20 protein-coding genes are annotated in these 22,556 nt (G+C 66.0%); 3 read left to right on the top strand and 17 right to left on the bottom strand.

Translation table 11 applies throughout. From position 1 onward, the window contains the following. Positions 1 to 16 precede the first annotated feature (16 nt). The 7 genes from U1E69_RS01600 to U1E69_RS01570 all read right to left on the bottom strand — a co-directional run bounded on the left by U1E69_RS01600 (position 17) and on the right by U1E69_RS01570 (position 7,249). Positions 17 to 406, bottom strand: a complete 390-nt coding sequence (locus tag U1E69_RS01600; protein ID WP_322242320.1) for a MerR family DNA-binding transcriptional regulator — start codon at positions 404 to 406, stop codon at positions 17 to 19. Between the two features lie 223 nt (positions 407 to 629). Then, positions 630 to 2,255 (bottom strand): DUF4139 domain-containing protein, encoded by a 1,626-nt coding sequence (locus U1E69_RS01595; protein ID WP_322242298.1) that lies wholly within the window; start codon positions 2,253 to 2,255, stop codon positions 630 to 632. A 100-nt stretch (positions 2,256 to 2,355) separates the two neighbouring features. Then, positions 2,356 to 3,180, bottom strand: a complete 825-nt coding sequence (locus tag U1E69_RS01590) for an aldo/keto reductase (protein WP_322242296.1) — start codon at positions 3,178 to 3,180, stop codon at positions 2,356 to 2,358. Positions 3,181 to 3,238: 58 nt separating this feature from the next. Further along, complete coding sequence (locus tag U1E69_RS01585) at positions 3,239 to 3,673, bottom strand: hypothetical protein (protein ID WP_322242295.1); 435 nt, start codon at positions 3,671 to 3,673, stop codon at positions 3,239 to 3,241. Between the two features lie 36 nt (positions 3,674 to 3,709). Then, positions 3,710 to 4,732 carry an aspartate-semialdehyde dehydrogenase gene (locus U1E69_RS01580; protein ID WP_322242294.1) on the bottom strand — a complete coding sequence of 341 codons (1,023 nt, stop codon included), beginning with the start codon at positions 4,730 to 4,732 and terminating at the stop codon, positions 3,710 to 3,712. Positions 4,733 to 4,822: 90 nt separating this feature from the next. Then, on the bottom strand, positions 4,823 to 5,992 hold the full coding sequence (locus U1E69_RS01575; RefSeq protein WP_322242293.1) for an MFS transporter: 1,170 nt from the start codon (positions 5,990 to 5,992) through the stop codon (positions 4,823 to 4,825). 21 nt (positions 5,993 to 6,013) lie between these two features. Continuing rightward, positions 6,014 to 7,249 carry an MFS transporter gene (locus U1E69_RS01570; protein WP_322242291.1) on the bottom strand — a complete coding sequence of 412 codons (1,236 nt, stop codon included), beginning with the start codon at positions 7,247 to 7,249 and terminating at the stop codon, positions 6,014 to 6,016. Positions 7,250 to 7,480: 231 nt separating this feature from the next. Here U1E69_RS01570 and U1E69_RS01565 point away from each other — a divergent pair, with 231 nt between their 5' ends. Beyond that, positions 7,481 to 9,091, top strand: coding sequence for an alpha-amylase family glycosyl hydrolase (locus U1E69_RS01565; RefSeq protein ID WP_322242290.1), 1,611 nt, complete (start codon positions 7,481 to 7,483; stop codon positions 9,089 to 9,091). A gap of 42 nt (positions 9,092 to 9,133) precedes the next feature. On the opposite strand, the gene U1E69_RS01560 is transcribed toward U1E69_RS01565, so the two are convergent. From U1E69_RS01560 to U1E69_RS01520, 9 genes are all read right to left on the bottom strand, one after another. Next, positions 9,134 to 11,038 (bottom strand): beta-galactosidase, encoded by a 1,905-nt coding sequence (locus tag U1E69_RS01560; RefSeq protein WP_322242289.1) that lies wholly within the window; start codon positions 11,036 to 11,038, stop codon positions 9,134 to 9,136. Further along, a complete protein-coding gene (locus U1E69_RS01555; RefSeq protein ID WP_322242288.1) occupies positions 11,035 to 11,871 on the bottom strand; it encodes an SMP-30/gluconolactonase/LRE family protein in 837 nt (278 codons plus the stop codon). Before U1E69_RS01555 ends, U1E69_RS01560 begins: the two co-directional genes overlap by 4 nt. Then, complete coding sequence (locus U1E69_RS01550) at positions 11,868 to 12,485, bottom strand: 2-dehydro-3-deoxy-6-phosphogalactonate aldolase (protein WP_322242287.1); 618 nt, start codon at positions 12,483 to 12,485, stop codon at positions 11,868 to 11,870. The genes U1E69_RS01555 and U1E69_RS01550 overlap by 4 nt, the downstream gene beginning before the upstream one ends. After that, positions 12,482 to 13,381, bottom strand: coding sequence for a 2-dehydro-3-deoxygalactonokinase (locus U1E69_RS01545; RefSeq protein WP_322242319.1), 900 nt, complete (start codon positions 13,379 to 13,381; stop codon positions 12,482 to 12,484). Before U1E69_RS01545 ends, U1E69_RS01550 begins: the two co-directional genes overlap by 4 nt. A 2-nt stretch (positions 13,382 to 13,383) precedes the next feature. Beyond that, positions 13,384 to 14,148 (bottom strand): SDR family oxidoreductase, encoded by a 765-nt coding sequence (locus U1E69_RS01540; protein WP_322242286.1) that lies wholly within the window; start codon positions 14,146 to 14,148, stop codon positions 13,384 to 13,386. Then, positions 14,145 to 16,208, bottom strand: coding sequence for an alpha-galactosidase (locus U1E69_RS01535; protein ID WP_322242285.1), 2,064 nt, complete (start codon positions 16,206 to 16,208; stop codon positions 14,145 to 14,147). Before U1E69_RS01535 ends, U1E69_RS01540 begins: the two co-directional genes overlap by 4 nt. Continuing rightward, complete coding sequence (locus tag U1E69_RS01530; RefSeq protein ID WP_322242284.1) at positions 16,208 to 17,053, bottom strand: carbohydrate ABC transporter permease; 846 nt, start codon at positions 17,051 to 17,053, stop codon at positions 16,208 to 16,210. The genes U1E69_RS01535 and U1E69_RS01530 overlap by 1 nt, the downstream gene beginning before the upstream one ends. A 1-nt stretch (position 17,054) precedes the next feature. Continuing rightward, positions 17,055 to 17,972 carry a sugar ABC transporter permease gene (locus U1E69_RS01525; RefSeq protein ID WP_322242283.1) on the bottom strand — a complete coding sequence of 306 codons (918 nt, stop codon included), beginning with the start codon at positions 17,970 to 17,972 and terminating at the stop codon, positions 17,055 to 17,057. A 62-nt stretch (positions 17,973 to 18,034) separates the two neighbouring features. Then, positions 18,035 to 19,288, bottom strand: coding sequence for an ABC transporter substrate-binding protein (locus tag U1E69_RS01520; RefSeq protein ID WP_322242281.1), 1,254 nt, complete (start codon positions 19,286 to 19,288; stop codon positions 18,035 to 18,037). 107 nt (positions 19,289 to 19,395) lie between these two features. Between U1E69_RS01520 and U1E69_RS01515 the strand changes: the two genes are divergently transcribed. Further along, complete coding sequence (locus tag U1E69_RS01515; protein WP_322242279.1) at positions 19,396 to 20,181, top strand: IclR family transcriptional regulator; 786 nt, start codon at positions 19,396 to 19,398, stop codon at positions 20,179 to 20,181. Positions 20,182 to 20,193: 12 nt separating this feature from the next. Then, the gene (locus U1E69_RS01510) at positions 20,194 to 21,243 is read left to right on the top strand and encodes a sn-glycerol-3-phosphate ABC transporter ATP-binding protein UgpC (protein WP_322242278.1); all 1,050 of its coding nucleotides are present in this window, start codon (positions 20,194 to 20,196) and stop codon (positions 21,241 to 21,243) included. 155 nt (positions 21,244 to 21,398) lie between these two features. Here U1E69_RS01510 and trxB read toward each other — a convergent pair whose 3' ends face one another. Beyond that, a complete protein-coding gene (trxB, locus tag U1E69_RS01505; protein WP_322242318.1) occupies positions 21,399 to 22,337 on the bottom strand; it encodes a thioredoxin-disulfide reductase in 939 nt (312 codons plus the stop codon). Positions 22,338 to 22,556: the final 219 nt, after the last annotated feature.

Raw genomic sequence — 22,556 nt, 5'->3', positions numbered from 1 at the left:
GATGGGCGCGTGTCGTTCAGGCCGCGCGGTCGGGCACCAGGCCCTTGGCTTCGGCTTCCTTCAGCTCGGCCTTGAGCTCGGCAATCGCCAGGTCCAGCTCGGCGCGCTGGGCTTCCATTTCCGCCAACCGCTTGCGGCCAAGTTCATAGGCCTTCAGGCGCTGGGCGGTCAGGCCGCCGTCGCGGTCGTACAGGTCCAGCGTCTGCCGGATATCCTCCAGACTGAAGCCAAAGCGCTTGCCCCGCAGGATCAGCGCCAGCCGCGCCCGGTCGCGTCGGGTGAACAGCCGCCGGGTCCCCATGCGGATCGGGGTCAACAGCTCTTTGGCCTCATAGAACCGCAAGGTGCGCGGGGTGACATCATAGGCATCACACATCTGGCGGATGGTCATCACATCGGTTGGAATATCGGATTTCATCGTCAAGCTCGTCGTCAGGGAAAGCATCATGGCCGGCAGATGCGAACCCCACCTGATGAATACCAGAGCAGTTGACGTTAACGTCACTGTGACGTCACGTCAGAATTCCACCTGACGTGAAGTCAGTCGGCCAAGGGCAACTTAAGCGGGTGACGCAACGGCAAGGGCCGGGCTTTGACGGCCCGGCCCCTGTCGCCATGTCCCGGAGGGATCACTGCAGAACCATGCCCTCGGGCCAGGTCAGCACATGTTCCAGCGTGATGGTCTGCTTGCCCCCGGCGGCAAGGTCGAAGTCCCAGGCCAGGATGCCTCGCTGGCCTTCGACGTCGGTCGCGCTGGGCGCAGGCGAGGCGGTGACCTCGACCTCCAGATCGTCCTGCTCGCTGTAGGGGACCTGGTCCAGGATGCGGACCGGCCAGGCCTCGGTGCCGGTGTTCTCGACCGTGATGACGGCGCTTTCTGTCTGCTGGTTGCTGCTGGTGAACACGCCGGTTTCGCCCCCCTGGCGCTTTGGCATCTCGCGCTTGACGCGCAGGGTCTCGATCGCGCCGAAGCCCAGGTCCGTTTCCACCCCCGGCGCGATCACGTCGAGCCAGGTCGAACCGACAAGGACGCCTTCGCGGAACAGCATGGCCTGACCGGGAAGGAGCGGTTCGTCACTTGCGTTGGTGAAGCTGGCCATGACGAAGGCGGTGTCGTCCAGACGGGGCACGGCGACGGCTTCCACCACCGGCGCGAAGTCCAGACTGTCCAGCGCAAGACGCAGGTTCTCGGCCCCGGTGGCGACGGTGACCGGATCGGGATACTGGTAGACGACCGTGTCGCCTTCATAGGCCATCGCCGCCGTGATCGGAGCGGCGGCGGCTTCCGGGGCAGTCTCGTACAGCGCGCTGTCCGAGCCATAGGCCTTGCGGGACAGCTCTTCGACATCCACCTCCGGCCCGATAGAGCGCAGTTCCGGCCAAAGCTGCGAGGGCGCGGATTGGTCGCTGGGGCGCGAGGAGGACAGCGTCAGCGCCACCCCGTCCCAGTCCTCGCCGGTGTATTGCGTCACCAGGACCGAGCGGTCGAGCGTCAGCTTTTCGCCACCGTCACGCGTCAGGTTCAGGTCATAGACCGGCTGCCAGCTGGCATTGCCGACGTATTGGGTGATGGTCACCCTGGCCTCGCCGGCCCCGGCCGCCGTCACGGCCACCGACAGCGCGGTATAGTCCATGTCGGCCGATGGCAGCGCGTCATAGGCCGCCTGCGCCTTGGCCAGCACCTCTTGCGCCTGTGTCACCGCCTTCTGGGCAGGCGGCAGTTCCGCCTTGGCGGCAAGGGCGGCCTGACGGGCGGCCAATGTCTCGGCCCCGATCATCCCGGCCATCGCCTTGATCGTTTCCGGCGTCGCCCCGTCCGGCAGCGCGCCGCTGAAGGACGACAGGAAGCGGGCCTGAGCCTCGGCGGCTTCGACCTTGGCGGTGATCGCCTCCAGCGCCAGTTGCGCGCTGTCGGCGGCGGCTTGGGCGGCCTCGACCTCGGCCTTTGCGGCCTTCTGCGCCTCGGACAGCGGGTCCTCGCGCGGGGGAAGCCGGTCGGCGCGCAGGTTGAAGGACCCAAGTTGCAGGCCGTCAGACGCACCAAGGCGGATCAGGCCGGGGTCGCTATCATAGGGCAGGTCGGTGACCAGAAGTTCGTGGGGCCCGGCGGCGGGGGCGGTGAAGGTCACCTCTCGCGTCAGCCTGGCGCCGTCGGGGTAGACGGTGACGGCGGTGATCCGGCTGGTGGCGGGCAGGGTGTCGGCAACGGCCGGAAGGGCAGTGGTGGCAAAGAGGGCGGCAAGCAGGGCGCGCATCGGCGGGGCCTTTCGGTTGAGGTCGCCGGGACGGTAGGCCCTTGGTCATGGGCGCGGCAAGGCCGGGAATCCCGTCCCAAGGATTCCGCCCCGGCGCGCGTCACCCCATGTTGAACCGTGCGGGATCGGGGCCGCACCGCGCGCCTTCGTCCAAAGTGGCGATGGCGGCCATTTCGGCATCGGTCAGGCTGAAGTCGAACAGCGCCAGGTTCTCGGCCAGTCCCGCCGCGCGGGTGGAGCGGGGAATGACCGAAGCGCCAATCTGGATGTGCCAGCGCAGGATGACCTGCGCCGGGGATTTGCCGGCGCGGTGGGCGGCGGCCTGCACGGGCGCGGCGTCGAAGCTGCGGCCCTGACCCAATGGTGTCCAGCTTTGCGTGACGATCCCGTGCTTGTCGTGGAAGGCGCGGAGGCCAGGCTGCTGGAGGCGCGGGTTGATCTCGACCTGGTTGACGGCAGGGGTGACGCCCGTTTCGCCGATGATCCGCTGCAGATGCGGCTCCTGGAAGTTGGACACGCCGATGGAACGTGTTTTTCCCTCGTCGCGCAGTCGGATGAGCGCGCGCCAGGTGTCAAGGTAAAGGTCCTTGGCCGGGCAAGGCCAGTGGATGAGGAGGAGGTCGACATGGTCGAGGCCAAGCCGCTTCAGGCTGGCCTCCGCCGCGCGGATCGCGGTGTCGAACCCCTGCTCGCTGTTCCAGACCTTGGTGGTGACAAAGACCTGGTCGCGGGGCAGGCCGGACCGGCGGATGCCGTCGCCCTGTCCGGCCTCGTTGCCATAGATCGCGGCCCCATCGACCAGCCGGTAACCCATCTGCAGGGCCGAGGCCGTGGTTTCGGCCGTGCTGTCGGCAGGGACCTGCCAGAGGCCGAAGCCAAGCTGCGGGATCTGGCGGCCGTCGTTCAGGGAAAGCATCGGGGTCATTGCTGGGTCTCCTGGTCAGTGGGACAGGAAAGCCCGGGCGGCGGTCAGGTGCAAGGGGTCAGGGACGGGCGAGGGCCTGGATGGCAAGACCCGGCCGGGGGTGGCCGGGAAAGCCTGCGCCGAAACGTCGGACGAGGTCGAGGTAGGCGGGACCGACCTGGCTGGATTTGGCGAAGGGTTCGCCGGTGCTGGCATCGACAAGGAGAAGCCCGCCGCCGGAGGGGACAAATTTCAACCCGCGCTCGCCCAAAGCCCGATGCAGCTGTCCCCAGCTCTCGGACCCGGCCAGAGCCTCTGCGACGAGGAGACGAAGTCGAACGAGGAGCCGCTCGTCGATGACTTCGTCACTCCTCGCTTTGCGGCTTTCGGTGCGCTTCACTTCAAGCCGCACAAGATCGCGCAGCACGGCACCGGGCGTCTCGTCCCGGTCGCGGCACAGCTGTTCGAACCGCCGCCACAGCAGATCGTCGCAATGAAAAAGGGTCTCGGCCATAAGCCAAGACCCTTCCATGTCAGGGTTAAAAAACCCTTAGCCTTTCTTCAGGACCTTCGACCCCAGAAGCTCGGCGATCTGCACCGCGTTCAGCGCCGCACCCTTGCGCAGGTTGTCGGACACGCACCACAGCGACAGGCCGTTGTCGATGGTCGAATCCTGGCGGACCCGGCTGACATAGGTCGCATATTCGCCCACACATTCGATGGGAGTGATGTAGCCACCGGGTTCGCGCTTGTCGATCAGCATGATCCCCGGAGCCTCGCGCAGGATGTCCTGGGCTTCCTGCCAGTCCAGGAAATCCTCGAACTCGATGTTGATCGCTTCAGAGTGGCCGACGAAGACCGGCACCCGCACACAGGTCGCGGTGACCTTGATCTTGGGGTCGAGGATCTTCTTCGTCTCGGCCACCATCTTCCATTCTTCCTTGGTCTCGCCGGAATCGAGAAAGACGTCGATCTGCGGGATCACGTTGAAGGCGATCTGCTTCTGGAACTTCTTGGCCGGAACGTCGTCGACCGGGTTGTAGATCGACTTGGTCTGGTTCCAGAGCTCGTCCATCCCCTCTTTCCCGGCGCCTGAGACGGACTGGTAGGTCGCGACGACCACGCGCTTGATGCGGGCGCGATCATGCAGCGGCTTCAGCGCCACCACCATCTGCGCCGTGGAACAGTTGGGGTTCGCGATGATGTTCTTCTTGGCATAGCCGTGGATCGCCTCGGCGTTCACCTCTGGCACGATCAGCGGCACGTCTGGGTCGTAACGGTAAAGGCTGGAGTTGTCGATGACCACGCAGCCCGCCGCAGCGGCGCGGGGCGCATAGATCTTGGTCGCGTCCGACCCCACGGCGAACAGGGCAATGTCCCAGCCGGTGAAGTCGAAGGTGTCCAGGTCCTTGGTTTTCAAGGTCTTGTCGCCAAAGCTGACTTCAGTGCCCAAGGATTTGCGCGACGCCAGCGCGACGATCTCGTCCACGGGGAACTCGCGCTCGGCGAGGATGTTCAGCATTTCGCGGCCCACGTTGCCCGTGGCACCCGCGACGACGACCTTGTAGCCCATCGGGGTTCTCCTTTTATCGTCCCAAAGGTGGGACGGGCGGCTGTTATCGCATGGTCCGCGCGGGGGGAAGCGGATTCGACGGGAGCGCGATCAGTGTGGCCGGTCCTGCGACAGAAGATAGACGGCCAGGCCGATGGCCGTGGCCACGGCAAAGAACAGGAACACCGCCTCATAGGGCGCAGCTGGGGGCGTTGTCGCGGTCGCCGCGTGGATGCGGCCCGTGACGATCTGCGCGATGCCGATGGGCGCGATCCCGAAGAGGTTCAGAAGCGTGACGCCCCGGCCGGTCAGGTGCGGCGGGACAAAGGACCGGCCATGCGCGAGGACGATGGGGAAGCTTGCGCCGAAGAACCCGGCCGCGATCAGCAGCGCCGTCGCCACCGCAGGCGGGGCCGCCGCGAACCACCACAGACCGAAAAGGCAGGCCAGCGTCACCGCGTTCCCGACGATCACCACCAGTTTGCGCCGCCCCAGCCAGCGGTCCAGCGGCCCATAGGCGAAATTGCCCGCCACCATCGCCAGCCCCATCCAGAGGCTGATCTCGCCGATCCCCAGCTGGTCCGCGCCGTGAACGTCGGCGAAATACGGCCCGATCCATAGGCCCCGCAGCCCGGCGATGGGGGCATAGCAGACCATCATCATGATCAGGATCGGCCAAAGGACCGGCATTTTCAGCAGTTCCAGCAGCGACCCGCCCCGCGCGCCCTCCAGCTTTTCGGGGTCGCGGACCAGGATCAGGATCGCCAGTGCCACCGCCCCGGTGATCGCGGCGATGCCCAGCACCGTCTCGCGCCAGCCAAAGGCTGTGACGGCCCAGGACAGCGGCAGGGACGAGGCGACGTTGCCCAAGGTGCCCACCCCCAACATCAGCGCGGCGAGCGTGCCGAAGACAGCCGGGGAATAACTGCGGGCGAAGATGAAATAGCCGGCCATCAGCACCGGCGCGCAGCCGATCCCGATCAGCGCCATCGCCAGCTTGATCTGCAAGGCCCCCGTGGCCTGGCTGAACACCACCGCCCCCGCAGCCCCAAGCGCCAGCAGGACGCCCGTCGTCAGCCGGGGTCCGACCTTGTCCAGCCAGGCCCCGATGGGGATCTGCATCGCGGCAAAGGCCAGGAACCACCACCCCGAGGCCGAGGCCAGCTCGGCCGCCGTGACGCCCAGGTCCGCGGTCAGAACGGGGCTCATCACGGCGAGGAAGGCGCGATAGAACTGGCTTAGCACATAGGCCAGGACAAGGGCGGCGATACCGACTTTCACGAAGGACTTCCCGAATTTGGATTATGCGGCTTGTGCGACCATCTGGCGCTCGCGGATCGGCAGGTGGACGAGGGCGCTGAACGCCCCGACGCCGACGCCGATCCACCAGACCAGGGTGTAGTCGCCGTTCAGATCATACATCCGCCCGCCCAGCCAGACGCCCAGGAACCCGCCGATCTGGTGGCTCAGGAACACCACGCCATAGAGGGTGCCCATGTAGCGGATGCCGTAGATATGCGCGACAAGCCCGCTGGTCAGCGGCACCGTCGCCAGCCACAAGGCCCCCATCACCGCCGAGAAGATCAGCACCGAGACCGGAGTGATCGGCAACAGGATGAAGGTCGCCGCCGCGATGGTGCGGCCGACGTAGATCCAGAACAGGAGGTACTTCTTGGTATAGCGTTTGCCCAGATACCCCGCCGTCAGGGTGCCGACGATGTTGAAAAGCCCGATCACCGCGATGGACACGGCCCCCAGCGCCGAGGTCGTGGTGATCCCGATCCCGGCCAGCATCCCGCCGGCGTCGATGGGCGAGCAAAGTTCGGTCACGAAGGCCGGGAAATGCGCGGTGATGAAGGCAAGCTGGTAGCCGCAGGAGAAGAAGCCCAGGAAGATCAGTGTATAGGACGGGTCCTTGAAGGCGCGGACCAGGACGGTGCCCAGGCTTTCCTCCAGCTCTTGTTTGCTGGCCATCTGCGGGCTGCGCAGGAAGGGAAGGGCGGCCAGCGTCGCCAGGATGACGACGGCGAAGATCAGGAAGACGGTCTGCCAGGAATAGCTTTGCAGCAGGACCTCGGCGGTGGGCGCGCCGAAGACCTGACCGGCGGACCCCGCCGCCGTGGCGATGCCAAGCGCCATCGAGCGGTTCTCGGGCGACGCGGCGCGTCCGACGATGGCCAGGATCACGCCGAACCCGGTCCCGGCGATGCCGAAGCCGACCAGGATCGCCAAGAGCTGATGCTCACCCGGCGTCACCGCGAAGGAGGACAGGACCAGCCCCGCCGCATAGAGGAGCGCGCCCGCGATGATCGCCTTGCGGTCGCCGAACCGCTCGGCCAAGGCGCCGAAGATTGGCTGGCCGATGCCCCAGGCCAGGTTCTGGATCGCGATGGCCAGCGAAAAGTCGGCGCGCATCCAGCCGAACTCTTCCGCCACCGGGATCTGGAAGACGCCAAAGCTGGCCCGGATCGCGAACGAGATCATCAGGATCACGCAGCCCGCGATCAGGACGGGGGTGATCAGGGGGGCTTTGGTCATGCGCGGCGCTCCAGGTCAGGGTGGCAAACTGCGCGTGCCGCCCGGGACGGTCAACCGCGATATTGTCACCGTTACAGACAGACCCTGCCTCTTTGCCACGCAGGCCGTTGCCGTTGTGCCGCAAAGCGCTGGATTCTGCAGGCATCCGAAGGGCCGCAAACGCTTTGGACTTTTGCGGCGACCCGCCCGCCGCTATGGCCCGCTGGAATCCGAACCTGGGGGGAGTGGGGAATGTCCGACTGGTGGCGTGGCGCCGTGACCTATCAGGTCTATCCGCGGTCGTTTCAGGACTCCAACGGCGACGGGGTGGGCGACCTGCCGGGGATCACCCGCAGGCTGGATCATCTGGCCGATCTGGGGGTGGATGCGGTCTGGCTCTCGCCGTTCTTCCGCAGCCCGATGAAGGACATGGGCTACGACGTCAGCGACTATTGCGATGTGGACCCGGTCTTCGGCACTTTGGCCGATTTCGACACGATGATCGCGCGGGCGCATGAGCTTGGACTGAAGGTCATCATCGACCAGGTCCTGAGCCACACTTCGGACCAGCACCCGTTCTTCGCGGAAAGCCGCCGCGACCGGATGAACCCGAAATCCGACTGGTATGTCTGGGCCGATCCGAAACACGACGGGATGCCGCCCTGCAACTGGCTGTCGGTCTTCGGCGGCCCTGCCTGGCAATGGGATGCGCGGCGCAAGCAGTATTACCTGCACAACTTCCTGACCTCGCAACCCGACCTGAACTACCACAACCCCGCCGTCCAGGACTGGGCGCTGGAGGCGATGCGCTTCTGGCTGGAGCGGGGGGTCGACGGCTTCCGGTTCGACACGGTGAACTACTTCTTCCATGACCCCCTCTTCCGCGACGATCCGGCCGACTACCGCGTGAAGAAGGAGCCCGAGGGCAACCCCTACGGGATGCAGTACCACATCTTCTCGAAGAACCAGCCCGAGAACCTGGCCTGGATGGAGCGTATCCGGGTCCTCCTGGACGAATTCGGCGCGGCTTCGGTGGGCGAGATGGGCGAGGCGCATCACGCGATCCGGATGATGGGCGAATACACCGCGCCGGGGCGTCTGCATCAGTGCTATTCGTTCGAGCTGATGGGCTATGAATTCGAGGCCGGCTTCTTCCGCCAGAAGGTCGAGGGCTTCTTCAAGGGCGCGCCCGACGGCTGGCCGATGTGGGCCTTTTCCAACCACGATGTCGTCCGCCATGCCTCGCGCTGGACCAGGCACGGTGACACGGTGGACGACGTGGCCAAGCAGGCGGGCTCGCTCCTGCTGGCCTTCGAGGGTTCGGTCTGCCTTTGGCAGGGCGAAGAGCTGGGCCAGACCGACACGCCCTTGGACTTCGAAGAGCTGACCGACCCGCAGGGCATCAACTTCTGGCCCGAGCCCATCGGCCGCGACAACACGCGGACCCCGATGGTCTGGGACGCCTCGCCCCACGCAGGTTTCTCGCCGGTGAAGCCCTGGCTGTCGGTCAAACCCGAGCAGGCCGCGCGGCATGTCGAGGGTCAGAAGGGCGCGCAGGGGTCGGTGCTGGAGCATTACCGTCAGGTACTGGCGTTCCGCAAAGGCTCGGCTGCGCTGCGGGCGGGAAAGTCTCGCTTCCTGGACCTGCCCGAGCCGGTGCTGGGCTTTGTCCGGGGCGAAGGGGAGGGGGCGCTTCTGTGCCTCTTCAACCTGTCGCCGGTGGCCCTGTCGGTCACCGTGGCCGGGGTGGAGGCCCCGACCGGGCCGTCGATCCATGCGGGACTGCAGGGCGACCGGCTGACGCTGGGTCCGAATGCGGCGGCCTTTCTGCCGGTGACAGGGGCAGTCGCGGTGCAGGCCTGACGAAAGGAGGGTGGGCAGATTGCCCACCCTACGCCTGCGCCCTTACAGCGCCGTCCAGTGCACGCCCGCCGGAGGGATCGAGACCCCGCCCCATTCGGCCGGAACCGGGTTGTAGTTGAAGAGGAACCGGTGCGTCGCCGTATCGCGCCGCCGCAGACCTTCGGGCAGGGGGTCAGTCTCGATCCCCTCGGCCGCACAGGCGCGCTGCAGGATGCGGGCAAGCGCCTGGTCATCGGGCCAACCGGCCAGGTAGTGCAGCTTGTCTGCGCAGACCACGGCCGGCCAGCCATCCTCGGCCACCTCGACGACCTGCGCGGTGCCCTCCAGCTTCTCGCGCCAGTTCACCAGTGCGCCGCCCTGCGCCAGTGGCACCGGCACGTCGGGCGGCAGGCTTTCCACCCGGGCCACCACGGCGTTCAGCCCCGGCAGGGCGGGCGGCAGCGGGACGGGGATCGAGAAATCGGGCGACTTGGAGTTGGTCCGTGGCCCCAGAATTGCCGTCCCGTCGAACGACTTCAGCGCGGCTTTCAGCGGGTCGGACAGGGTGAAGACCCCGGGCGCGAGCACCAGCTTGTAGGCCGACAGGTCCGCCACGTCGGGCCGGACGATGTCGACGTTCAGCCCCAGCCGCCGCAGGCCGCGGTACAGATGGAACACCAGCCAGAAATACTGGAAGCTTCGCCCCTGCGGCTGGATATCCCAGGCCCAGTCCGAGGCATAGTCGAAGACCAGCGCCACCTGCGCGGCCCCGGTCCCGGCCTCGGCCGGCATCGCGGCCAGCTCTTGCGCCACCTGTTCGGCCTCGCCAAAGGCCTGAGCCGGGGCGCTGTCGGGGCGCAGAAGCCCTGCGTGCATCTGTTCCTGCGCGAAGGGGGCCTGCCGCCAGCGGAAATAGCAGACCGCCTCGGCCCCATGCGCGAAGGCTTCCCAGGCCCAAAGCCGCGCCATGCCGGGCAGCGGATCGGGGTTGTAAGGCGCCCAGTTCACCGGGCCGGGCTGCTGCTCCATGATCCACCAGCGGCCCCGTCCGACAGCGCGGTAAAGGTCATGGTGGAACGCCTGGAAATCCGGATCGCCCTGCCGCACGAAGCGCCGCTTGTGTTCCGCGTCCGCCGGAATCCGGTCGGACAGGAACCCCAAGGGGTAGCTGTCCCAGGACGCGATATCCAGGTCCGCGCCCACATCCCAATGGTCGAACTCGGTGATCGCGCCCATGAAGTTGTGCGCCACGGGTGCGACCGAATGCTTGCGGATGATGTCCACCTGCAGCTTGTTGAAACTCCGCACCTCCTCGGAGGCGAACCTCCGGAAGTCCATCACATGAGACGGATTCGGCTCACAGACCGTCAGGTTCGGCAGGCGGATGTCCTTGAAATCACTGTATTCCATCGACCAGAACACGTTGCCCCAGGCCCGATTCAGCGCATCCGGAGACTGGTACTTCTGCGCAAGCCAATCCTGGAACGCCGCTTTCGCCGCCTCGGAATAGCTCAAGGTCGTCTCGTTGCAGGCATATTCGTTATCGGTCTGCCAGGCCGCGACATGAGGGTTCTTCCCATACCGCTCTGCCATCAACCCGACGATCTTCGCACATTCGCCCCGATAGCCCCGGTGCGAGAAATCATAGTGCCGCCGCGACCCGAACCCGCGCACCCGCCCCTCGGCATCGACGGCAAACATGTCCGGGTGCCGATCCACCATCCAGCGCGGCGGCGTCGCGGTGGGGGTACCTAACACCACCTTCAGCCCCCGCGCGCCCAGCGTCGCAATCGCCCGGTCCAGCCAGTCCCAGTCATGGCGGCCCGGCTCGGGTTCCATCCGGCTCCAGGCGAATTCGCCGATGCGGACCCAGGTCAGTCCCAGCCGCGCCATACGGGCGGCGTCTTCGGCCCATTGCGCCTCGGGCCAGTGTTCGGGGTAGTAGCAGACGCCAAGCGTACGTTTCATGGGATAACCTGCGGTTCGGGAAGGCCCTTGGCAATGTCGGCAAAGGCGAAAAGCTGGCCCGAGGCCGGGTGCCTTGCGCGCGCTTCGGCGTCCATGTGTTCAAGAGCGGTGGTGACAAAAAGGGTGGTCAGGTCGGGGCCTCCGAACGCGGGGCACGAGGATTGCGTCGCCCCCGGAGTCTCGACCGCCTGCAGGAAGCTGCCGTCGGCCCCGTAGCAGGCGACGCGGCCCGCGCCCCATTGGGCGTTCCAGAACCGGCCTTCGGCGTCGATCACCGCGCCGTCGGGGTTCAGCCCCGCGCGGGCCAGGTCCAGCCAGACCTCCGGCTCGCCCTTCGGCCAGCCGGCACTGTCCAGCGCGACTTTCATCACCTTGCCCTGCGCCGTGTCCGAGAAATGCGCGGCCGTCCCGTCGGGGACAAAGCAGATCGAGTTCGGGATCGAGACATCCTTGTAAAGCTGCCGCACCTCACCGCGATACCAGCGCCAGATCGCGCCCGCACCTTTTTCGGCCTTCTTGCCCATCGTGCCGAACCAGAACCCGCCCTGCCGGTCCGCGCGGCCGTCGTTCGACCGGGTGACCGACGTCCCCGCCGCGACGACCGGCGTCCGTGCGGCCGTGGTCAGGTCAAAGCGGAACAGTCCGGTTTCCGAGGCGATCATGAGTTCGTCCCGGCTGATCCATCCGGCGGCCGAGACATAGACGTCGAAGGGCCAGGAGGTCGCCTTGGAATGCAGCGTCCGGTTCAGGATGTCGAACCAGAACAGCTCCTCCCGCAGTGGATGCCAGAGCGGGCCTTCGCCCAGTTCACACGCACGCGTATCGTAGATCATGCGAACACCGCGTCATAGGCCGCGACGATGGCGGCGGCTTTGGAGGCGATTTCGTCGGTTGCAAGGCCCGGCGTGTACAACGCCGTGCCGATGCCGAAACCGTTCGCACCCGCCTTGACCCAATCGGCAAAGTTCGCCGGTCCCGCGCCGCCCACGGCATAGACCGGCAGGTCCCTGGGCAGCACGGCGCGGAGCGCCTTCAACCCCTCGGGTCCGATCAGGCTGCCGGGGAACAGCTTCAGCCCTGTCGCCCCGGCCTTGATCGCCGCGAAACATTCGGTGGGCGTCATCACGCCGGGCCAGGACGCCATGCCCTGCGCCCGGGTGGCAATGATGACCTCGGGGTCGCAGTTGGGCGAGACGACAAGGCTGCCGCCCGCGGCCTTGACGCGCCCGACATCCTCGACCGTCAGGACGGTGCCCGCGCCGATCTCGGCATCGGGTGTGGCCGCCGCCATCGCCCTGATCGACGCGAAGGCATCTGGCGAGTTCAGCGGGACTTCGATCCGGGTGATCCCGGCCTGGACCAAAGCCAGCGCAGCGGCTGCGGCCTCGGGCGGGGTGATCCCGCGCAGGATGGCGATCAGGTTGCGCCGTTCAGGATTGGGAGTCATCTGGCGCCCTCGGTCTGGGAGAATAGTGAGGCAAGGCCCGCAAGTGTGCAGTCCGTCGTATTCAGGCGCTGCGGCTCGACCCCTTGCAGGCCAAGCGCGCGGGCATATGCGGCGGATAGCTTTTCCGCCCCGATCAGGGTGACGCGCTGGCCCAGCCAATAGGGCTTGGCGGCGGCGAGTTCGGTGCCGATCAGCAACCCCGACAACCGCGCGCGGGCGGCTTGGGGGGTAAGGCCCGCGATCAGCCCCTCGGCCCGCAACGAAAAGAGCCGCGCGCCCAGCTTTTCGGGGCGCGACAGCGCGTCCGACACCGCTGCGTCAAAGGCCGCGTCGTCCCAGCCCGCGCCCTGCATACCGTGGCGCAGGACCGAGGCTTCGGACATAAGCGCGAACATCTCTCCGGTCATGAAGGTCTGGAAGCTGACCACCTCGCCCGCGCTGATATGGACCCATTTCGAATGGGTCCCCGGCAGGCACAGCACCCCGTCATAACCCGGCAGCAACCGCAGCGCGCCCGCGATCTGGGTTTCCTCGCCGCGCATCACGTCGGCGGGGCTGGTCTGCTTCAAACCCGGAGCAATCGACACCTTCAGCCGCGCATCCGTCACCGGTGCCATCACCAGCGCCACGGGGTCCAAGGGCGTGCAGGGCACCGTCCGATATGGCGCTTCGCACCAGCCCTGGCGGCTGCCGACCATGCCGCAGGCCACGACCATCGGAGCCCGCGCCAGCCACGGTCCGATCAGCCGCAAAAGCGCCGGTTCGAACCCGTCACGCGACAGCTTTCCCATGCCGTCGTCGCTGGCAGCCTCGGCCAGCACGGCCCCATCCGCCCCCATCGCCCAGGCGCGCAGGTTCGAGGTGCCCCAGTCCACGGCAATCCAGGCGGGTTCCACGGTCATGACGAAATATATCCCCCGTCCAGGATCAGGGTCTGGGAGGTCATCATCTTCGCCGCATCCGAGGCCAGGAACAGCACCGTCCCCGCCACATCCTCGGGCGCAATCGGGTCGGGCAGGCACTGGCGCGACAAGTAGGCCGCAAGGCCTTCGGGCGTCACCCACAGCTCTTTCTGCCGGTCGGTCAGCACCCAACCGGGGGCCACGGCGTTCACCCTGATCCGGTCCGGCCCGAATTCCCGCGCCAGAGTCCGGGTCATGCCGACGATCCCGGCATTGGCCGTGATGTAGGCGGCATAGCCCTTGTCGGCCATCATGAAGCTGATCGAGCTGAAATTGATGATCGACCCGCCCCCCGCCGCCTGCATCCCCGGCAGCACCGCCTGGCAGGCGAAGAAATACGAACGAAGGTTCACATTGATTGACCAGTCCCAGAAGGCCTGATCGGTCTTCAACGTCTCGTGCCGCTGGTCGTTCGCGGCGTTGTTCACCAGCACCGTGATCGGCCCATGCGCCTTGGCGGCTGTCGCCAGCGTCAGCTGCAGCTGATCGACCACCGAGATGTCGCAGGGCAGAAACAGCGGGCGGTTCCCGGTCGCCGCCTCCATCGCGTCGCAGAAGGCCGTGCCGTCCGACCGCTGGCAGAACGCGACCTTCGCGCCTTGCCGCAGGAAGGCTTCGGTCAGTGCCGCGCCGATGCCCGAGCCACCGCCGGTGACAAAGACGGATCGGCCCTTCAGGTCGGGAAAAACGGGATCGGTCACAGCTTTCGTCCTTCGACAACCCACATCGTCGCGGGCCAGGCTACGGGCAAGAGAATGCCCTTGGTCATGAGCATCCGGCCCGTCAGCGTCAAGGGGCCAGACTTCAACGCGTTCGGCCCCCGCGACTGGCGCGGCGCGTCTTCGGGGTTCAGAAGGGAAACCGAGTACCGCGCGCCGGGTTCCAGCCCGGTCAACCGCAAGGGACGCTGCAGGCTTTGGCGGCTGGTGTCGGCCTGTCCGGCAAAGACGACGAAGCGCCCTGCGTCCAAGGCCAGTTGCAGTTCCGCCGTTACCGCCGGATCGTCGCTGTCCAGCCGCAGGATCGTCCCGGCCATCATCCAGGTGCGGTTCGCCTTGTACCAGGCCGTGACGCGGGCCAGCGTCAGCGCCTCGTCCTCGGTCAACTCGCGCAGGTCCATCTCGAAGCCCATGTGGCGCTGGGCGGCGACCCAGGCACGGAAGGCCATCGGCAGGACCCGCCCCGAGGTATGGCAGTGCCGGGGGCCGACATGGCTGCCGGTGATCGCCGAAGGCAGGAACAGCGCCGCGTCGTGCTGCATCCGCAACCGCTCCAGCGCGTCGTTGCTGTCCGACAGCCACACCCGATGCGTCCGCGCGAGGATGCCGGCGTCGATCCGGCCCCCGCCCGACGCGCAGCTTTCGATCTCGACCTTGGGATGCGCCGCGCGGAGCCGGTCGATCAGGGCGTATATCCCCCGCGACTGGGCGGCATCGACCATCGGCAAAAGGCGATTGTGGTCCCATTTGATGTAGTCGATCGGGTATTCGGCCAGCACTGCCGAGACTTGGTGAAAAAGGTTTTCACGAACCTCTGGCAAGGCAAGGTTCAGCACCATCTGGCCCCGGCCTGTGGTCTGGTCCACCGGCCCCAGCATCCAGTCCGGATGCGCCCGGTAGAGGTCCGAGTCGGGGTTCACCATCTCGGGCTCGAACCAGAGGCCGAAGGCCATGCCCAGGCTGTGAACATGCCGGATCAGCGGGTGCAGCCCTTCGGGCCACTTGCGCCGGTCGATTGTCCAGTCCCCCAGAGATGTCGTATCGTCGTCCCGCTTGCCGAACCAGCCATCGTCCAGCACGAACCGCTCGGCCCCCAAGGCTGCCGCGCGGGTGGCGAATTCGGCCAGCACGTCCAGCTTGTGGTCAAAGTAGACCGCTTCCCAGCAGTTGTAATGCACCGGGCGGGGCCGCTTTGCGTCCGGCCACTGCACCACGCGGTCGCGCAGGTCGCTTTGGAACACCGTGGCGATGCCATTCAGCCCCGTGGTCGAGGCGCAGGCGATCAGCTCGGCGGTCTCAAACCGGGTTCCCGGTTCCGTCTCGGCCCCCAAGGGATGGCCGAACTGCACCTGACGGCGGCCGTCCGGCAGCTCTTCGGCCACCATCCGGTGCCCGCCGGACCAAGCGTAATGCAACGCCAAGGCCTCGCCGCGGGTGTTGGTGCAGCCTTCGCCGGCCAGGATCAGGTAGGGCGGATGTTCATGCCCCGACCGCCCCGTCCGTGCTTCTCGCGCGCGGATGCCAGGGGACCAGGGGGTGCGGATCAGGTGGAACTCGCCCACCCACTTGCCGTGGACGTCGATCATCTCGCCCGATTGCGGGGCGGGCAACACTGGAGCGGCCAGCCACTGCACCCGGATCGGGTGGTCAGAGGTCAGCCGGGTCTGCAGCGTGATCGTTCCGGTCGGCTGGGCCTGCAGCACATGGGTCAGCACCAGCCCCGGCGCGGTGGAGATCAGCGCCAGACGTCCCGCCGATGCCTCGGCCCGGTCGAAGTGGAAAGCCGGTTGCAGGGGCGTGCCGTCGGCTTCGGCCAGGATATGCCCCGGCTGGCCCTGGAAGGCGCGGCCCGGTTCCGGGGACAAGGACAGCGACGGCAGCTTGTCCAGCATCCCCCCGGTCAGGTCATGCCGGGCGGACAGCGCAAGCTGCGAAAGGTCTTCGGCATCCGGCAGACGCGGCCCCCAGTAGATGACCTCGGGGATACCGGCTTCGGAGGCAAGGGCGATGGTCTGTCCCTGCGTATCAATACGCCAGTGCATTACTTCACGGCTCCCAGCGTCAGCCCCGCGATGAAGTGCTTCTGCATCAGGAAGAACATTACCACAGGCGGCAGGGCGGCCAGGATGGAACCCGCGCTGACCAGGTGCCACTGGGCGATCCACTGGCCGTTGAGGCTGGAAAGACCGGCGGTGATCGGCTGGCTGTCGACGCCCTGGGTCAGCACGGTCGCCCAGAAGAAGTCGTTCCAGATGAAGGTGAAGACCAGCACGCTCAGCGCCGCGATGGCCGGCCGCATCAGCGGCAGGACGATGTACCAGAAGATGCGCCATTCGCTGACGCCTTCCACCCGGGCGGCCTCGATCAGTTCGAAGGGCAGGGCCTTGATGAAATTCCGCATGAAAAGGGTGCAGAACCCGGTGTTGAAGGCGATGTGGAACAGCGCGAGGCCATACCAGGTGTCGTACATCCCCAGTTGCAGCGTCATGTCGCGGACCGGGACCATCAGGATCTGGAACGGGACGAAGTTGCCCGCCACGAACATGAAGAACACCAGGATATTCGCCCGAAACCCGTAGACCGCCAGCGCAAACCCGGTCATCAGCGACAGCCCGACCGCGCCGATCACCGTGGGGATCGTCACCCACAGCGAGTTGATCATATACTGCCCGATGGGCGTTTCGGTGAAGATGTAGACGTAATTCTCCCAAGCTATGCCCGAGGGCATCCCGAAGTAATTGCCCTGCGCCAGGTCCGAGGCCGGGCGCAGCGAGGTCAGGGCGACGCCCAAAAGCGGGAACAGCCAGACGATCAGGGCAATGGGCAGCGCCACGGCATAAAGCCACTGGGCGGCGGGGCTGGATTTCTGGATCGGACGCGGGAACATCTTAGCGCTCCTTCTCGTCGCGCCACATCTTCCAGATGAAGCCCGAAATGAAGATCATCATGATGGCGAACAAGACGACGGCAATCGCCGCGCCATAGCCCATGCGGAAGCCGAACTCGCCCAGCGCCATCTCGAACATGTAGTAGGACAGCACGCGGCTTGACCCGAACGGCCCACCAGTCGTCATGATCGACACCAGGTCGAACGACCGCAGCGCGCCGATTACGGTAACGATGACCGCGATGAAGGTGGCGGGCCGCAGTTGCGGCAGCACCACATACCACAGCATCCGCCAGCCCTTGGCCCCATCCAGCCGCGCCGCCTCGATCTGGTCGGGGGCGACGTTGTTCAGGCCCGTCAGGTACAGGATCATCACATAGGCAATCTGCGGCCAAAGCCCGGCGACGATGATGCCGTAGGTGACAAGATCAGGGTCGGCAAGGATCGCGGTGCCTTTGCCGGTGAGGGATTCCGTCAGCAGGTAGAAGAGGCCAAAGTTCGGGGCGTAGAACCAGGCGAAGATCAGGCCGACGACGACCTGGCTGATCACGAAGGGGAAGAAAAAGAGCGACTTGTAAAGCCGGATGCCGGTGACGGTCTGGTTCAGGAAAATCGCGATGAAAAGGCCGATGGGAAGGGCCAGCATGTACAGGACCAGCCATTTCAGGTTGTTCCACAGGCTGGTCTCAAACGCCGGGTCGGTCATCAGCTCGGCATAGTTGCGGGTGCCGACGAAGGTCCCGGTGAACTCGCCATCCTGGTTGTAGAGGCCATTCCAGTCATAGAACGACAGCGTCACGCTCTGGACGATCGGCCACAGCACATAGACGCCGAACATGAACAGCCCGGGCGCCAGGAACAGCCAGGGCGCGATGGTCCTCTGGTTCCAGCGTCTCGCCGCCTGCGATGCCTGTGCCATGTCACTCCCCCCGGAAACCGAAAAAGGCGCCCCCCGCAAGGGGAGCGCCCGTTAGCCTTGGATCACTGCGGGAACAGGCGCGTGCGCGTCGCTTCCAGCTGGGTCAGGATCTCTTCCAGCGCCTCGGGCTGCACCAGGAACCGCTGGAAGCCTTCCATGCCGGCCTTGGCATATTCAGCGTCCGCGTCGCGGTCCCAGAACTGGGCGATGCCGCCCGTCGCGGTGGACAGCGCCTGGAAACCAGCCGTCAGGAACGGGTCTTCCGCCGGAACGGTCGCGTTCTTGTTGGTCGGGAGCTGGCCAACAGCGGTGTTCCACTTGGACTGCGCTTCCGGGCTGGCCATATAGGCCAGGAACGCCTTGGCGTCCTCGGGGTTCTTCGCGCCCGAGGTCAGGTGGATCGTGTCGGTCGGGGCTTCCTCGGCCCGGGCGATACCCGCGGTGATCTCCGGGAACACCATGAAGCCCAGGTTGTCGTTGGTCATCCCGCCTTCTTTGAAGACGCCGACGGCAAAGTTGCCCATGACATAGTTGGCAGCCTTGCCCTGCACGAACAGCGCCGCCGCATCCTGCCAGTCGATGGCGGCATGGTTCTCGGTGACATAGGGCTGCAGCTTGCCCAGGTTCTCGAACACGGCGCGCGCTTCGGGCGAGGTCCACGAGATCTTGCCCGCGGCCAGGTCGCTGTGGAACTGGTAGCCGTTGGTGCGAAGCGACACGTAGTCGAAGATCCCCGCGACCGGCCACAGCGCCGACGAGCCGGTGGTCACGCAGTCGATGCCAGCGGCCTTGAACTTCTCGCAGTTGGCGAGGAAGGTTTCCCAGTTCACGCCTTCCGGTCCGGGCACTTCAACGCCAGCAGCGGCGTAGGCGTCGCGGTTATAATAGATGCCCCACTGATAGTAGGTGTAGGGGATCGCATACTGCTTGCCGTCGATGGTTGACGACGGCACCGACGAGGCCAGCGATTCCATCAGACCGTTGTTCGCCCAGACGTCGGAGATGTCGGCGAAAAGGCCCGCTTCCACGAACGGACGCATCCGGTTCGCGGCATACCAGTTGGCCAGGTCCGGCGCATCCGCAGTCAGGAAGTTGCGGATCGCGTTCTTGTAGGCCTCGTGGTCGAAGTTGGTCAGCTGGACGTCGATCTCGGGGTTCGCAGCCTCGAAGTCGGCGATCAGGGCTTCGGCAGCCGCCAGCGGAATCGGGTCGTAGTCCGCGTTCCAGGTGACGACGCGCTTGTCCTGCGCGAAGGCCGAAGTCGACAGCAACAAGGCTGCCCCGAGCGTCAGAGCGCCCGTCAGTTTGTGAACCATTTGGTTTCCTCCCGTTAGGTTTCACTATTTGAAACTAAGTCTTGAATATTGAAAACTATGTCGGCTATCGTCTATCCTGTCAACAACCACGTTCGGGGAGGGAACCGGTGGGAGTCGAGGGACACGCAGACGGAACCGTCGGCAAGGCGCTGGACGTCTTGGACATGGTGGCCCGCTTTGGCCGCCCCGTGCGGTTTTCGGATCTCCTGTCCCAGGCCGACTATCCCAAGGCCACCTTGTACCGGCTTTTGCAGACCCTGACGCACCAGGGCATGCTGACGTTGGACCCCGACACCGGCACCTATGCGCTGGGCGTCCGTCTTGTCCGGCTGGCCCATGCTGCCTGGGCGCAGTCCTCACTTGCGCCGATCGCGCGGCCCTATCTTGATGAATTGGCGCGGGAAACCGGCGAGACGATCCACCTTGCGCAGATGGACGTGGGCCAGGTCCTTTACGTCGACAAGCGCAATGCGGCCCGCCCCGTCGAGATGTTCGCCCAGGCCGGCAAGGTCGGCCCCGCCTACTGCACCGGCGTGGGCAAGGCGATGCTTGCCTACCTGCCGCCCGAGGCCCTGGAAGCGGCGCTCGCCCGCCAGTCCTTCCACCGCCACACGCCCCACACGCTGGCCACGCGCGAGGCGCTCTTGGCCGAGCTGGAAGCGATTCGGAAACGCGGCCACGCCTGGGACGCCGAAGAGCACGAGGCGGGAATCATCTGCTGCGCTGTCCCGATTCTGTCGCGCGGGGGCCGGGTGATGGGGGCGCTGTCGGTCACTTCGACCACGGCGCGGACGACTTTGGAGGCACTCGGGGCACAGGCTCCGATGATCAAGGACATCGCGGCAAAGATCGCTGCGGAAGCGGAAAGCTGGCGCTTTCCGGAACAGGTATAGGGGAGGACCATCATGACAGGCGTTACGCTGAAGGATGTCGTCAAGCGCTTTGGCGATGTGCAGGTGATCCACGGGGTCGACCTGACGGTGGAGGACGGAGAGTTCTGCGTCTTCGTCGGACCCTCGGGCTGCGGGAAGTCGACGCTGCTGCGGATGATCGCGGGGCTGGAGGAGACCAGTTCCGGTGCGATCCGCATTGGCGCGCGGGACGTGACGCATGTGGACCCCTCCGAACGCGGGGTGGCGATGGTGTTCCAGACCTACGCCTTGTACCCGCACATGACCGTGGCTGAAAACATGGGCTTCGGGTTGAAGATGACCGGCCATCCGAAGGCCGAAGTTGACCGCAAGGTGGCAGAGGCCGCGCGCATCCTGAAGCTGGAACCGCTTCTGGACCGCAAGCCCAAGGCCCTGTCGGGCGGCCAGCGCCAGCGCGTCGCCATCGGCCGCGCCATCGTCCGGGGGCCGGAGGTGTTCCTGTTCGACGAACCGCTCTCGAACCTCGATGCCGAGTTGCGGGTGGAAATGCGCGTCGAAATCGCACGGCTCCACCGCGAGATCGGGGCGACGATGATCTACGTCACCCACGACCAGGTCGAGGCGATGACTTTGGCCGACAAGATCGTCGTTCTGCGGGCAGGCCGGATCGAACAGGTCGGCAAGCCCCTGGACCTTTACAACAACCCGGACAACAAGTTCGTGGCGGGTTTCATCGGCAGCCCCGCGATGAACTTCGTGGCGGGCGTGGCCGAGACCGGTTTTGTCGCGGCCAAGGGGCTTGGCCCCGTGACGACCACAGTCGGTCTGCCGGCAAAAGGGGCCGACGTGACCGTGGGCCTGCGCCCTCAGCATCTGAAGATCGGGCCGGGCGACACGCACCGGGTCGAACTGACCGAGGCTTTGGGCGGTGTGTCCTATGTCCACCTCACCGCGCCCTCGGGCGAAAAGCTGATCATCGAACGCCACGACCAGGTCAGCCTGGAACCCGGCGCGAAGGTGGGGGTCAGTTTCGACGCGCGCGATGCGATGCTGTTCGACAAGGACGGCATGCGGCTGCGCTAGGGGGACCGCTCGTCGATGACTTCGTCACTCCTCGCTGCTCGTCGCGAGGAGAAGACGAAGTCGCACGACGAGCAAGCCCGTTGGGAAACCCTGAACGTCTACACCCAAACCCTTGATTCCAAAGGGACGGAAACGGTGTTGCGCGCGGGCAGCTCTCAGTGCCCCGCCAGGAACTTCTCGGCATCCAAGGCCGCCATGCAGCCCATCCCGGCGCTGGTCACGGCCTGCCGGTAGATGTGGTCCGTCAGGTCCCCCGCCGCGAAGACCCCCGGGATCGCCGTCCGGGTCGATCCGGCCTCGACCACCACATAGCCCCCCGAATGCAGCGGCAGCTGGTCCTTGACCAGCTCTGACGCCGGAGCATGCCCGATCGCCACGAAGAACCCGTCGCAGGGGATCTGCCCCTCCACGCCCGTCTTCAGATTGCGCGTCTTCACCGCCGTCACCCCCAGAGGGGCCTCGGTCCCGACGATCTCGGTCACTTCGCTGTCCCAGACCACCGCGATCTTGGGATGCTTGAACAGCCGGTCCTGCATGATCTTTTCGGCCCGCAGACTGTCGCGCCGGTGGATCAACGTGACCTTCGAGGCGAAGTTGGTCAGGAACAGCGCCTCTTCGACAGCGGTGTTGCCGCCGCCGATCACCACGACCTCGTTCCCGCGATAGAAGAACCCGTCGCAGGTCGCGCAAGCCGACACGCCGAAGCCCTTGAACTTCTCCTCGGAGGGCAACCCCAGCCACTTCGCCTGCGCCCCCGTGGCCAGGATCACCGCGTCGGCCGTATAGGTTGTCCCGCTGTCCGCCTGCGCCGTGAACGGCCGTTGCGACAGGTCCAGGCTGGTGATGTAGTCCGAGATCACCTCGGCCCCCATCGCTTTGGCGTGCTCTTCCATCCGCACCATCAGGTCCGGGCCCTGCACGGTATGGTCGCCCGGCCAATTCTCGACCTCGGTCGTGATGGTCAGCTGCCCGCCGGGCTGCAGGCCCTGCACCAGGATCGGGTTCAGCATCGCCCGCGCCGAATAGACCGCCGCCGTATAGCCCGCCGGACCAGAGCCGATGATAAGAACCCGTGTGTGCCGCGTCTCGCCCATGCTGTCCCCCATCTGTCGGCCCTCGATATATCCATGCGCAGGCGGGCAGGAAAGCCCCTGCATGGCGGGCATGCACGATGCGATTGGCATCGTTTTCTTGCGTTCGGTTGAAATATTATTGCGCAAGGGCGGCCCCATGCTTAAGTAAGGCCGCAGAACGGAGGCACCATGGCCGCGCACAAGCTTGATCCTATCGACCGTCAGATCCTGGCCGAACTT

Origin of the sequence: Tabrizicola sp., from assembly GCF_034366665.1 — a bacterium.
In the GTDB taxonomy this organism is placed as follows: domain Bacteria; phylum Pseudomonadota; class Alphaproteobacteria; order Rhodobacterales; family Rhodobacteraceae; genus Tabrizicola.
This window is presented reverse-complemented; position numbering and strand designations above follow the sequence as displayed.